The 12,561-nt window shown below is 69.9% G+C and carries 11 protein-coding genes; 9 read left to right on the top strand and 2 right to left on the bottom strand.

Annotated elements, in window-relative coordinates; genetic code table 11:
- Nucleotides 1-49 precede the first annotated feature (49 nt).
- Both K8625_RS21355 and K8625_RS21350 read left to right on the top strand, forming a co-directional pair.
- Nucleotides 50-3,022 carry a DNRLRE domain-containing protein gene (locus tag K8625_RS21355; protein WP_223783739.1) on the top strand — a complete coding sequence of 991 codons (2,973 nt, stop codon included), beginning with the start codon at nucleotides 50-52 and terminating at the stop codon, nucleotides 3,020-3,022.
- Nucleotides 3,023-3,195: 173 nt separating this feature from the next.
- The gene (locus tag K8625_RS21350; protein WP_223747276.1) at nucleotides 3,196-3,735 is read left to right on the top strand and encodes a hypothetical protein; all 540 of its coding nucleotides are present in this window, start codon (nucleotides 3,196-3,198) and stop codon (nucleotides 3,733-3,735) included.
- A gap of 60 nt (nucleotides 3,736-3,795) precedes the next feature.
- Here K8625_RS21350 and K8625_RS21345 read toward each other — a convergent pair whose 3' ends face one another.
- Nucleotides 3,796-4,134 carry a TerB family tellurite resistance protein gene (locus K8625_RS21345; protein WP_223747277.1) on the bottom strand — a complete coding sequence of 113 codons (339 nt, stop codon included), beginning with the start codon at nucleotides 4,132-4,134 and terminating at the stop codon, nucleotides 3,796-3,798.
- Between the two features lie 90 nt (nucleotides 4,135-4,224).
- Between K8625_RS21345 and K8625_RS21340 the strand changes: the two genes are divergently transcribed.
- The 7 genes from K8625_RS21340 (at nucleotide 4,225) to K8625_RS21310 (ending at nucleotide 11,269) form a co-directional block, all read left to right on the top strand.
- Nucleotides 4,225-4,734: a GNAT family N-acetyltransferase gene (locus tag K8625_RS21340; RefSeq protein WP_223747278.1), complete on the top strand. Its 510-nt coding sequence runs from the start codon at nucleotides 4,225-4,227 to the stop codon at nucleotides 4,732-4,734.
- Between the two features lie 106 nt (nucleotides 4,735-4,840).
- Entirely contained in the window at nucleotides 4,841-6,238 is a 1,398-nt protein-coding gene (gene selA, locus K8625_RS21335; protein WP_223783738.1) for an L-seryl-tRNA(Sec) selenium transferase, read from the top strand.
- Nucleotides 6,235-6,828 (top strand): HNH endonuclease, encoded by a 594-nt coding sequence (locus tag K8625_RS21330; RefSeq protein WP_015350138.1) that lies wholly within the window; start codon nucleotides 6,235-6,237, stop codon nucleotides 6,826-6,828. The genes selA and K8625_RS21330 overlap by 4 nt, the downstream gene beginning before the upstream one ends.
- Before the next feature lie 217 nt (nucleotides 6,829-7,045).
- Entirely contained in the window at nucleotides 7,046-7,996 is a 951-nt protein-coding gene (locus K8625_RS21325; protein WP_370640343.1) for a P-loop NTPase, read from the top strand.
- Complete coding sequence (locus K8625_RS21320; protein WP_223783737.1) at nucleotides 7,993-9,876, top strand: helix-turn-helix domain-containing protein; 1,884 nt, start codon at nucleotides 7,993-7,995, stop codon at nucleotides 9,874-9,876. Before K8625_RS21325 ends, K8625_RS21320 begins: the two co-directional genes overlap by 4 nt.
- A gap of 84 nt (nucleotides 9,877-9,960) precedes the next feature.
- Nucleotides 9,961-10,224, top strand: coding sequence for a hypothetical protein (locus K8625_RS21315; protein ID WP_046714254.1), 264 nt, complete (start codon nucleotides 9,961-9,963; stop codon nucleotides 10,222-10,224).
- 10 nt (nucleotides 10,225-10,234) lie between these two features.
- Nucleotides 10,235-11,269, top strand: a complete 1,035-nt coding sequence (locus tag K8625_RS21310; RefSeq protein WP_223783736.1) for an RluA family pseudouridine synthase — start codon at nucleotides 10,235-10,237, stop codon at nucleotides 11,267-11,269.
- On the opposite strand, the gene K8625_RS21305 is transcribed toward K8625_RS21310, so the two are convergent.
- Nucleotides 11,250-12,560 (bottom strand): HD-GYP domain-containing protein, encoded by a 1,311-nt coding sequence (locus K8625_RS21305; protein ID WP_223747283.1) that lies wholly within the window; start codon nucleotides 12,558-12,560, stop codon nucleotides 11,250-11,252. The two genes, K8625_RS21310 and K8625_RS21305, sit on opposite strands and share 20 nt — an antisense overlap.
- Nucleotide 12,561: the final 1 nt, after the last annotated feature.

The raw sequence follows: 12,561 nt of genomic DNA, 5'->3' as shown, positions 1-12,561 counted from the left end.
AGGTCACGTGAAACGGTGGACAGTTGGCGCAGTGGGTTGGAGTCTGGGAGTGGCACTTTTCTTCCTGAATGGGTGTGGAAGTGCCCAACCAGGAGCAGGGGTTGACCCGGAGACGGGGAGCCACGAGCAGGAGCTCGTCACGCAGACGGTGGCGATCGTGGCGGCGGCGGATACGTATGTGTCGGCGGCCTCGCCGGCGACGAGCTTCGGCTCGCAGCCGACGATGGAGGTGGACCAGTCACCCGAGTCGGAGGCGTACCTGCGCTTCTATGTCGCTCCGGTGGACGGCACCATCACCACGGCCCGGTTGCGGGTGTATGCCTTGGATGGCTCGGCGGACGGGCCCACGGCGCATGACCCTCGCATCGGGGGGCGGGCCTGGAACGAGCTGACGACCTGGAACACGCGGCCGACCCGGGATGGGTTCTCCGCGTTGAGCAGCGCGGGGGCGGTGGCCAGTGGCACGTGGATCGAGCTGGACATCACCGGGATGCACATCTCCACGAGCGCCTTCACGGACGTCCACCTGGTGGCCGACAGCACGGACGGCGTGACGATTGCGTCGAGCGAGCATCCGAACACGTCACTGCGTCCCCAGCTGGTCCTCACCGTCCAGTCCGCGGACGACCACCCCCCGCACCCCGCGCTGCCCATCACGGTGTCGAGCCCTCCGGTGGTCTTCACCGCGAGCGACGACACGTATGTCTCCGCCGACGCGCCGACGTCCACCGAGGGCGGTTTCGCCACGGACCTGCGGGTGGGGCAGTCGCCCGACCGCGAGGTGCACCTGCGCTTCGACGTGCTGGGCCTGACGGAGTCGGTGCAGCGCGCGGTGCTGCGGATGCACGTGGGCCTGGATGGGACGACGGGTGGACCGGCGGTCTACGCCACGCAGGGGCCCTGGAGCGAGATGAGCGTCTCCTGGAACACCCGCCCCACGAAGGTGGGCGCGGAGGTCGACCGGCTGCCCTACCTGGCGCCATCCGGGTACGTGGACTACGAGGTGACGGACCTGGTGCGTGGCAACGGCAACTTCACCTTCGGCGTGTACGGGACGTCGGGTGACGCGATGCTCTTCCACTCGAAGGAGTCCTGGTCCGGGGGCGGAGGCCCGCGGCTGCTGGTGTGGACGGGGGCGCCCAGGGCCGCGCCGACGGATGCGTGCATGACGCGTCGGGAGCTGCTCTCGAAGGTGAGCGAGCTCCGGCATGACACCTATGTGAGCGCGGAGCGTCCGACGACGACGTTCCACCGCGAGGCGTCGATGCGCGTGGATGGCTCGCCGGGGCTGAGCGGCTTCCTGGAGTTCGACGTCCAGCTCGACGCGACGCCGGTGCGCCGCGTGCTGCTCCAGCTCTACGCCCTGGAGGCGACGGACAACGGGCCGCTGCTCTACCAGGCGCAGCCGTTCGACCCGGCCGCCGCGACCTGGCAGCACCCGCCCGCGGTGACGGACCTGGTGGGGGACGCGGGCGCGGTGAAGAAGGACCAGTGGGTGGAGTACGACGTGACGAGCGTGGTGACGGCCTCGGGGCGGTACGCCTTCGGGCTGCTCGCCGACTCCTCCAAGGGATTGAGCTTCGCGACGGGGGACGCGAGCGCGAAGGGGCTCCTGGACGCGGCGCCCCGGCTGGTCGTCGTCACGGAGAGCGCGCCGTTCTGCTCGTACCGGGGCACGCAGCCCTCGGGGACGACGGCGTGGGTGAAGCAGACGAACAACGCCTCGGCCGAGCGCGCGCGGGACACGGCGCCCGCGCCGGACGGTGGCTTCGCCGTCGTGGGCACGCAGGAGCAGACGCGGGACGGCGAGTCCTGGGCCGAGCAGACGGATGTGGTGACGCTGCACCGGGCGGATGGCTCGGTGGCGTGGCGACTGACGTTCGCCCAGCCGGGCGTGGAGTTCCGCAAGGTGACGGTGACGACGCTGGGCAACGTGCTCGTCGCCGGTGAGTACCGGGGCACGCCGGACCTGGGCAAGGGCGCGCTGCCCCGGGGCACGGGCATGTTCGTGATGAAGCTGACGCCGTCGGGCGCGGTGGACTGGACGCGGGGCTACACGGCGTGGTTCCGCATGGACGACGAGCTGCTCGACAACCCCATGTTCGTGCACGACCTGGCGACGGACGCGCACGGCAGCGCGGTGGTGACGGGCGGCTTCTGGGGGAAGACGGACTTCGGTGGCGGCGAGGTCGACGCCGGCAAGCCGTTCCCCTACGACGACGAGTACCCGAACTCCTTCGTCCTCAAGCTCCAGTGGGACGGCGCCTACCAGTGGGCGCGCGTGCTGAAGACGAGCGCCATGCGGGGCACCCAGGCGGTGAGCGTCGCGGTGGACGCGCAGGAGAACATCACCGTGGGCGGCTGGGCCGGACCGGGCACCGACTTCGGCGCGGGCGCGCTCGCGCGGGGTGGAGTGTTCGTGGCGCGCTGGAGCGTGACGGGCGACCACCAGTGGCACTGGCTGCTGCCGACGTCCTACGACACGGTGTTCGCGGACCTGTACCAGGTGGCGGTCTTGCCGGATGGGGGCGTGGCCTTCACGGGCGACTTCGACGGCCGCTTCACCTTCGCGGGGACCCCGTATGTCAGCGCGGAGCCGGACGACAACTACGATGGTCCCCGCGAGGCGATCCTCGGCAGGCTCACCTCCACGGGCGCGGAGCTGACGCTGCGGCAGTTCCCGCTGAGCACGACGAGCTCCTATGGCCTGGGCTCGCTGGTCGCGGACGCCAACGGGAACCTGTTCACGGTCCAGGCGGGGCACGGCGGCCTGTTGGGGCTGGGCTCCGTGGGGCTGCCGGAGACGGTGGCGCCACAGCGACCCACCGTGGCCAGCTTCTCGTCGACGCTGCAGACGCGCTGGGTGAGGGTGTTCGAGCCGCTCCAGTCCCCCCGGCTGACGGCGGTGACGGGCGGGGTGGTGCTGACGGGGGACCTGGGGGGGGCCATCGAGCTGGATGGCACCTGGTACACGCCGACCTCCCGCCGGCTGGACCTGCTGCACGTCAAGCTGAGGCCGTGAGCGACGGGTGACTCCGGGGCTGTGACCGTCCGTGCTTGTCCGGGCGGGCGGTCACCTGCCCGGGGTGCGACGAGGCGAGCCACCTGTCCATTGGCGCGCGTTCGTCATGTTCGCGGGGGATGGTCTCTTCCTGCTTCCCGGGAGCGGGATTCGCGATATGGACGGAGGGGTACATGACTCCTTTCCCCAAGAAGCTCCAAGATCGTGCAGAGGCCCTCGAGGCCGCGGATGAGCAGCTCACCACGTTGGACGAGGACGGCCTGTTGGCCGCGCCCGTCGATATCTTCTCGATGCTGCGGGATGGCATCGACCTCCACGAAAACCTGAAGGACACCTCCCGGACGTTCGCCTCGAACGACTGCGTGGTGGTGACGGGGAACGTGGATGTGGAGACGCTGGTGTTGAAGGGGCCGGGCGGGATGCTCGTCCTCGGTGACCTGCGGGTCGGCACGGCGGAGCTGCACGCCAACGTGCTCGTGCTGGGGAACTGTGAAATCTCCGAGCGTGTCGTCGGACACGACGAGCCGCACACGCTCACCGTCCTGGGCGAGGTCCAGGGTGGCCGGGCGGAGATGCAAAAGCAGTTCATCATGCAGTTCCTCGGCGGCGGCAAGCTGACGGCGCTGGTCGACAGCGAGGGTGGCGCGGCGGAGCTGCTCGAGCTGCTGAGCGGCGCGGGCAGTGAGCTGGAGGTCGACGAGGTCGACCCGTAGTCGTCGTGCAGGCAGACCGCCGGGACGCGCAATGCGTCCCGGTGGCTCCGACCCGAGGTGTCAGGCCGCCACGCCGAGCAGCTCGCGGAGCTGACGCAGCATCTCGATTTCGCTCGGGTGGATGTGCCCGTCGCTGGCGATGAGGTCATGCGCCGCGTCGATGACGGCCTTCGGGTCGGCCTTGAGGATGCCCAGGTTGGGCGCGGGCAGCGGCGTCCCGTTCTGCAGGCACTTCGCCAGCTGCTCCAGGTCCGGCAGGGGAACGCTCATCCCCCGGGCCGTGGCCATGATGTGGTCGATCTCCTCCCGGCTGACCCCCTCGTCTCCGCTGGCGACCTGGAGCAGCAGCTTGAGGACTTCAATCTGGAAGCGGGCGTCGGGGCTTGAGGCGGTGGACATCCTTGGTACATCCTCCGAGGTGGGCTCGCGAGTGGGCGCGACACATGTATCGCTCCTACAAGTGCACGGGCTTCGCGGAGAAAGCTTCTCATGAAAGTGGTGGAGACGGAGCGGCTCGTCCTGCGTCGCGTGACGCACGAGGACGCCGCCTTCATCCTGGGGATGTTGAACGAGCCCGCGTGGCTGCGCTTCATCGGAGACCGTGGCGTGCGCACCATCGAGGGCGCGCACGACTACATCACCAACGTGCCCCTGACGCAGTACGCCCAGCTGGGCTACGGGCTGTACCTGGTGGAGGGCCGGCAGGACGGCGTGCCCATGGGGTTGTGCGGCCTGCTCAAGCGCGACTCGCTGGAGCACCCCGACATCGGCTTCGCGTTCAAGCCCGCCTACTGGAGCCAGGGCTACGCGCGGGAGGCCGCCGAGGCGGTGCTGCGCCACGCCCGGGAGGACCACAAGATTTCGCGCGTCGCCGCCATCGTCTCCAAGGACAACGTCAGCTCCATCAAGCTGCTGGAGCGGATGGGCCTGCGCTTCGAGCGGCACATGCGCCTGCCCGGCGCCACCGAGGAGATCAGCCTCTATCTGACGGCGCCGTGAGTCGAGCGGGGAATCCAGGAAGACGCCCGCGCGTGAGCGGGACGTCACCTGGCTGACACCGCCGCTGGCTTGGCGTGCGGGGCGTGCGTCTCCTAGACTCGCGAGCGTGGGCCCACCGTCGAACAGCGTAGACGGCGGGAAGAACGCGCTGCTGCGCGCACTCCCCTCCATCGAGCAGCTCCTGCGACGGCCGTCGCTGGAACCGCTGCTGTCTGGTGTTCCCCGCGCCAGGGCCGTGTCCGCGCTGCGGCTGGCCGTGGACCGCGTGCGCGCGCGCCTGCTCCAGGGCGACCCGCGCCCCTTCGACGACGCGGACGTGGGCGAGGCGCTCAGCACGCTGTCCACGCCGGGGCTGCGCGCGGTGCTCAACGCCACGGGCGTGGTGCTGCACACCAACCTGGGGCGCGCGCCGCTCGCGCCGGAGGCGGTGGCGCGGGTGGCCCAGGTGGCGCGGGGCTATTCGAACCTCGAGTACGACCTGGACGAGGGCGAGCGGGGCAGCCGCTACGCGCCGGTGGTGGGGCTCTTGCGTCAGCTCACCGGCGCGGAGGACGCGCTCGTCGTCAACAACTGCGCGGGTGCGGTGCTGCTCGTGCTGGCCGCGCTGGCGTCCGGCCGCGAGTGTGTCGTGTCGCGCGGGGAGCTGGTGGAGATTGGCGGAGGCTTCCGGGTGCCGGACGTCATGCGGCAGTCGGGCGCGCGGCTCGTGGAGGTGGGCACCACCAACCGCACGCGGCTGTCCGACTACGCGGCCGCGGTGGGCCACGACACGGGCCTGTTGGTGAAGGTGCACCGCTCCAACTTCGCGGTGGTGGGCTTCACCGAGGAGGCGAGCGTGGGAGCGCTCGCGACGCTGGGCCGGGAGCGCGGGGTGCCCGTGTTCCAGGACCTGGGTTCGGGGGCGCTGGTCCCCATGGTGGGAGAGGGGATGGGACAGGAGCCCACGGTGGCCGAGGTGGTCGCCGAGGGAGCGGATGTGGTGGCGTTCTCGGGGGACAAGCTGTTGGGCGGGCCGCAGGCGGGCGTGGTGGTGGGACGCTCGGCGTTGCTCGCGCGCATCAAGGCGCATCCGCTCACCCGGGCGTTGAGGGTGGACAAGCTGACGGTGGCCGCGTTGGAGGCCACGCTGGAGTTGTATCGGGACGGCAAGCCAGGGGCCGTGCCCACGTACAGACTGCTCGCCCAGTCGTCCCAGGAGCTGCGCGCCCGCGCGCTGCGGCTTCAGGACTTGCTGGCCGAGCAAGGCGTGAGTGCCCGAGTGGACGGGGTGATGGGACAGGTGGGCGGGGGCGCCATGCCGCTGGCCCGGTTGCCTTCCTTTGCGTGCATCCTCAACGTGGGTGCACCGGAATCTTTCCTCGAGCGCCTGCGCGCCGGCGGAATGCCGGTTATTGGCAGGATCGCGGATGGCGAGGTGGTCCTCGACGTCCGCTGTCTCGCGGAGGAGGAGCTCAGGTCGGTCGCCGAAGCGGTGGCGACCGCAAGTCCCGGGAAACCACCATGATCAACAGCGCCGTCCTCGTACTCAACCGGTATTACCAACCGGTGCATGTCACGTCGGTGAAGCGGGCCTTCAGCCTGTTGTATCAGGGCGTCGCCAAGGCCATCGACGCGCAGTACCGGCTCTACGAGTTCGATGATTGGGCGGCGCTGAGCGCCACCAATGACTGCATCACCACCATCAACCGGACCATCCGCGTCCCCCGGGTGCTGGTGCTCAGCGCGTATGACCATCTGCCCCGAGGGCGGGTGCGCTTCTCCCGGCTCAACATCTACGCGCGCGACGCGGACACCTGTCAGTACTGCGGCAAGAACCTGCCGCGCAGCGAGCTGAACCTGGACCACGTCATGCCCCGCACGCAGGGGGGCAAGACGACGTGGGAGAACGTCGTGTGCTCGTGTGTGCCCTGCAATCTCAAGAAGGGGGGCCGCACGCCGGAGCAGGCGGACATGCGGCTCCTGAAGAAGCCGGTGCGCCCGCGCTGGACGCCGTTGTTCCGGGGCGCCACGCGCAAGGTGACGTATCAGGAGTGGCTGCCGTTCCTGCACCTGGCGGATGCCTCGTATTGGAACGTGGAGCTGCTGGACGAGTAGGGCGCCCGAGCGCTTGCTCACCGGCCTGCCCGGCGAACCCTGTAAAATGGGGTGTCGCGGGGGGAGTCATGGCTCGGGTTGATCCACGAAGTGGCCACGGATTGGCGGGGAGTCGACTCGGGCGGTAGGACGGGCTTTGATGCCCCTGCCCATGTCCAAATCCACGCGAGCGCCCCAGGCCGATGCCCGTGCCCTGGGGACCCCGACCGCCGAGCCGGTGGCCCCAGGGCCTGGCGGCGCTCGGCAGCGGCCCCGGCGCATCATCGCCGTGGGCGGTGGCAAGGGCGGCATCGGCAAGTCGATGGTGTCCGCCAACCTGGGCGTGGCGCTGGCCCAGGCGGGGCTGAACGTGCTGCTGGTGGACGCGGACCTGGGCGGAGCGAACCTGCACACGTGCCTGGGGGTGGGGCAGCCGGAGGCGACGCTGTCGGACTTCCTCAGGCGCAACAAGTCGCGGCTCGAGGACGTCATCGTCCCCACGGGGGTGCCCCGGCTGTCGCTCATCGCGGGCGCGCAGGACGCGCTGGACGCGGCGAACCTCAAGTACGCGCAGAAGCAGAAGCTGCTCAAGACGCTGATGGGCGCGTCGGCGGACTACCTCATCCTGGACCTGGGCGCGGGGACCAGCTTCAACACCATCGACTTCTTCATCCTGGCGGACCACGGGTTGTTGGTGGTGCTGCCGGAGCCGACGTCGGTGGAGAACGCGTACCGCTTCGCGAAGGCGGCGTTCTTCCGGCGGCTGCAGCAGATGGAGGCGGAGTACGGCATCCAGGACCTGGTGGACAGCGCGCTCACCACCCGGGAGGGCTCGCTGCGGACGCTGCATGACGTGCTGGCGCAGGTGCGCAACAAGGACCCGGTGGGTGCGGAGCGACTGGAGCGGGAGCTGTCCGAGTTCCGCATCCGGCTGGTGGTGAACCAGGCGCGCACGGACGCGGACCTGAACGTGGGTGCGGCGGTGGCCTCGGCGTGGAAGAAGTTCTTCGGCATCGCGATGGATGACCTGGGCGCCATCCGGTATGACGATGAGGCCTGGCGCGCGGTGCGCAAGCGGCGCCCCGTGCTCATCGAACGACCCGACGCCCCGGCCGCCCTGGCCATCCAACGTATCGCCTCACGACTGCTCGCCCTCGACGCGACCCCCGACCCTTCCTCGTCACCATGAAGCCTTTCGCGCAGCAGACCTATTACGAGCTCCTGGAGGTCCCGGTCACAGCGCCCATGGAGGAGATTCGCGCCGCGTACTCCCGACTCATGGAGCTGTATGCGCCGGACTCCATCGCGGTGTACGCGCTGGTGGAGCCGGACCAGGTGGATGCGCTCCGCGCCCGGATGACCGAGGCGATGGAGATCCTCACCGATGGCGACCTGCGCGGTGAGTATGACCGCGACCTGGGGCTGCCGGCGCCGTGGGGCACGGTGAAGGCGGCCGAGGCGCTGGCGAGCGCGGTGGCGGAGGGGAAGAAGAAGCGCGCGTCCGAGGACGAGGCCCCGGCCCTGAGCGGGCCCGAGGCGTTCCGGGCGAGCTTCGTCAGCGGCTACTCGCTGTCGTATGTGACGAGCTCCCTGCAGACCGCGCCGCTCGTCGGTGGGCTGGTGGATGTGCCCGCCTCGCTGAGCGTGGGCGCGGAGGCGCAGGCCCCGGCGGCGGAGCCGGGGCCCGTGTCGTCCAGCTCGAAGGCCGTGGGCGCCATGGCGCAGGGTGGCGCCTCGGTGGAGTCGGCTCCAGTTGCCGCGCCCCGGGTCGCGCAGTCGGTGGAGTCCGCTCCTGTCCCCGCTGTCCCGTCGGCGCCTGTCGCCCCGATACCGACCGAGTCCTCTCCGTCGGCGGCGTCCGTCCCCGTTGCCTCGGTCTCGACCGGAGGCTCGTCCTCGGTCCCCGCGCCTGTTGCCTCGGCACCGGCCGTGGTGGCGCCACCGGTCGAGTCTGCCCCTGTGGCCGCGCCGCCGGTCGCGTTCTCCTCGCCTGTGAGCTCGGCGCCGGTTGGGGCCGTCCCTCCCGTGGAATCGGCCCCTGTCGTGGCTCCGGTTGCCTCGGCGCCGGCCGTGGTTGCTCCGCAGGTGGGGGCGACGCCTGTTGCCTCGGCACCGGTCGCGGTCACGCCGCCCGCGGAGCCGGCGCCCGTTGTCGCAGCACCGGTCGCGGTCACGCCGCCCGCGGAGCCGGCGCCCGTTGTCGCAGCACCGGCCGTGGTCGCGCCGCAGGTGGAGACGACTCCTGTTGCCTCGGCACCGGCCGTGGTCGCGCCGCAGGTGGAGGCGACTCCTGTTGCCTCGGCACCGGCCGTGGTCGCGCCGCAGGTGGAGGCGACTCCTGTTGCCGCGGCACCGGTTGTGGTCGCGCCGCAGGTAGAGTCGACGCCCCCCGTCGCCTCGGCTCCGGCCGTGGTCGCGCCACAGGTGGACGCGACGCCCGCTGCCTCAGCGCCCGAACCGTCGCCGGCTCACGTCGCCACGGTGAGCCCCGCTCCGGCCCCCGTCGCCGTGGCCGCGAGCCCGGACGTCCCCGCGTCGGTGCCGACCCAGCCCTCGGAGCCCGGGACGTCCATCGTCGTGGCTGGAACGCCCGCCAGGGCTCCGGAGCCCGCGCCGCCCCCCGTGACGCGTCCGGTCGGACCGACGGCGCCGCCGCCCGTGGCCCCCTCGCAGAACCGTGTTCAGACGGGGCGGCAGTTGAGCGAGGCGCAGGTGCTCGCCCAGGACTCCGCCATCGCCACGGCGGAGGCCGCGCTGGCGCAGGTCGCCGCCAGGACTCGCGAGCCTCGTCCCCGTCTGCCGGACATCCCCGCCGACGCCGAGTTCAACGGCGAGCTGCTGCGCCGCGTCCGCGAGACGCGGGGCTACACGCTCCAGCAGGTCGCCGACCGCACCCGCATCTCCTCGCGCCACCTGGAGAACGTGGAGGCGGACCGCTACACGGCGCTGCCCGCGCAGGTCTACCTCCGGGGCATCCTCATGAACCTCGCCCGCGAGCTGGGGTTGGATCCGCTCCGGGTGTCCAGGAGCTACCTGGCCTTGGCTTCTGAGAAGTCAGGCAAGAAATGACGCCGCCCTGGAGGGGTGCCGACTTTTGCTCGTACCACAAGGAAAGTTGACTCCCCTCCGAGCGGTGCCTATGTAGGAAAGACGATGACGGACGAGGAAAAGATCAAGGCGATGCGGCTCGCCCGTGCGATTGCCTCGGATATCTCGCTCTACAACGAGCAGAAGATCATCAAGGGTATCGAGCAGGACAACCTCTTCGAGGTCCTCAAGGAGGAGCTGGAGGAGGGCCGAGAGCTCTACAAGAGCCGCGTCAGCCAGGAAGTCTTCACCACGGCGAACTTCTTCGAGCGCGCCATCAACGACATCGTCCTGCGCTCCAAGGCGCACGTGAAGTCGAAGATCTGGTAGTCCGCCCCCCGTGGCAGCGCCCGACACGCGAGAGCATCGCGCCCCGCCGGAAGCCCGCGGAGAGCGCATCGACCAGTATCTCGCGGGCGTCTTCACCGACCTGACCCGCTCCCGCATCCGGGGACTCATCGACGACGGGCACGTGCTCGTCGCCGGCAAGCCCGTGAAGGCGGCGATGCGGCTGCGCGGTGGCGACACGCTCACCCTCCATGTCCCGCCGCCCGTGGCCGCCCTTCCGGAGGCCGAGGAGCTGCCGCTGTCCCTGCTCCACGAGGACAAGGACCTCGTGGTGGTGGACAAGGCCGCGGGCATGGTGGTGCACCCCGGCGCGGGCCACGCCTCCGGCACCCTGGTCAACGCGCTCCTGCACCGCGTGAAGGACCTGGCCGGCGTCGGCGGCGAGCTGCGCCCGGGCATCGTCCACCGGCTCGACAAGGACACCACCGGCTGCCTCGTGGTGGCCAAGAACGAGCAGGCCCTCGTCGCGCTCCAGAAGTCCTTCAAGGGGCGCGAGGTCTCCAAGACGTACCTGGCCCTCGTGCACGGCGTCCCCCCGGCGGAAGGCCGCATCGAGACGCTCTACGGCCGCCACCCCGTGCACCGCCAGCGCTTCACCGGCAAGGTGCGCGAGGGCAAGCCCGCCATCACCCTGTTCCGCGTGCTCCAGGCCTTCGACGGCGCGGCCCTGGTGGAGGTGGACCTGCTCACCGGCCGCACGCACCAGATCCGCGTGCACCTGGCCGAGTCGGGCCACCCGCTGCTGGGAGACACCCTCTACGGCGCGGGCCGCAAGCCCAAGGGCGAGGCCGCCGCCGCGCAGGAGCGCCTGGGACGTCAGGCCCTGCACGCGTGGAAGCTGGCCTTCGCGCACCCGCGCACGGGCAAGGCGCTGTCGCTGGAGGCGCCGATTCCGGAGGACTTCGCCGCGGCGCTCACGCTGCTCGGAGGCCCGGACGCGCCTCCGGTGGCGGAGGCGAAGCAGAAGGCCCCCGCTCGCAAGAAGGCGGCGACGAAGAAGCGCGCGGCTACAGCCCGGAAACGCTGAGCGACTGCTGGCGCTTGCTCAGCACCTTCACCGGCTGGATGGCCATGACGCGCATGAAGACCTCGAGCAGCTCGGGGTCGAACTTGTTGCGCATCTCCGTCCACATCAGCATCAAGGCCACTTCCGGTCCGTAGGCATCCCGGTACGGGCGCTTGGACGTGAGCGCGTCGTACGCGTCGCAGATGGCGATGATCTTCGCGTATGCCCCCAGGTTCGTCTTGGGGATGATCATCTGGATGTTGCCGCGTGAGTCGCGCACCGCGGTGCCGAAGTCCGTCTTGTGCTCGAACGTCGTCACCACGCGCAGCAGCGTGGAGCGGCTGAAGCCCTTCTCCATGAGGATGTTGCGCACGGAGATGAGCGGCGCGCGCTGCACCGCCACGCGCTCCTCGGGCGTGAGCGCCCCGCGCTTGGTGGCCAGCTCCTCCGGCAGCGTCGTCATGCCCGCGTCGTGGAACAGCGCGATGTAGCCCAAATCACGCAGCTGCGGCTTCGTCAGCCCCAGCTCCGCGCCGAAGACGATGCTCATCAGGCACACGTTGACCTGGTGGTACACGAGGTACTCGTCCTCGCGCCGCATCGTCGTCATGCCCAAAAAGTGCGTGCGCTGGTCGTAGCTGATGTCCACGAAGTCCTGCACCAGCCGCAGCGCCTTGGAGGCGTTGATGGGCTTTCCGGCGCGCACCGACTCCAGGTACTTGCTGAGGAAGAACACCGAGCGGGCGTAGACGGTCATCGCGTACTTCTTGCGATCGACCTTCTGGTCGCCCGGGTTGTTCATGTCCTTGTCCAGCTTCTCCTTGAGCTTGGAGAACTTGGCCACGCGCATGTTGAGCAGCTTGCGGCCGGACAGTCCGTCCTCCTCAGACTGGGCCGTCTGCTCCTTGCTGAAGATCCAGATGAAGTTCTTCAGCTCCGGCACCGTCACCGGCTTGGTGAGGGTGAAGCCGCCCACGTCCTTGCCGCGCATCTCGGCGAGCAGGTAGCGCTGGTTCTCGATGGAGTTGAGGTCCACCTTCACCAGCATGCCGTTCAGGTAGAACGAGTCCTTGACGCCCGCGAGCTCCAGCCGGCCTTCCTTGCCGATGATTTGATTGATGATGTCCTGGAGCTGGTGCAGCGGCTTCTGGAAGACGGCGTTCTCGGGGTCATACATCTTCACCGAGCGCACGAGCATGTAGAGGCCAGCCACCATGGCGCGCGAGAGCGACTGGAGCTTCTCGTTGTGCTCGCGCCCGAACTCGCTGGTGTTTTCGTCCTGGCTCTGGGTGATTTTCAGATTCTCGGCCATC

The sequence above is a fragment of the Myxococcus sp. AS-1-15 genome (assembly GCF_020037055.1).
In the GTDB taxonomy this organism is placed as follows: Bacteria; Myxococcota; Myxococcia; order Myxococcales; family Myxococcaceae; genus Myxococcus; species Myxococcus fulvus.
The sequence above is the reverse complement of the archived record's forward strand: the minus strand, read 5'-3'. Positions and strand labels throughout refer to the sequence as shown.

Bases quoted from the DNA above. Each gene is read 5' to 3' on its own strand.
- K8625_RS21315 (WP_046714254.1), top strand. From the start codon at position 9,961: ATGACGGACGAGGAAAAGATCAAGGCGATGCGGCTCGCCCGTGCGATT.
- K8625_RS21330 (WP_015350138.1), top strand. From the start codon at position 6,235: ATGATCAACAGCGCCGTCCTCGTACTCAACCGGTATTACCAACCGGTG.
- K8625_RS21305 (WP_223747283.1), bottom strand. From the start codon at position 12,560: ATGGCCGAGAATCTGAAAATCACCCAGAGCCAGGACGAAAACACCAGC.
- K8625_RS21350 (WP_223747276.1), top strand. From the start codon at position 3,196: ATGACTCCTTTCCCCAAGAAGCTCCAAGATCGTGCAGAGGCCCTCGAG.
- K8625_RS21340 (WP_223747278.1), top strand. From the start codon at position 4,225: ATGAAAGTGGTGGAGACGGAGCGGCTCGTCCTGCGTCGCGTGACGCAC.
- K8625_RS21320 (WP_223783737.1), top strand. From the start codon at position 7,993: ATGAAGCCTTTCGCGCAGCAGACCTATTACGAGCTCCTGGAGGTCCCG.
- K8625_RS21345 (WP_223747277.1), bottom strand. From the start codon at position 4,134: ATGTCCACCGCCTCAAGCCCCGACGCCCGCTTCCAGATTGAAGTCCTC.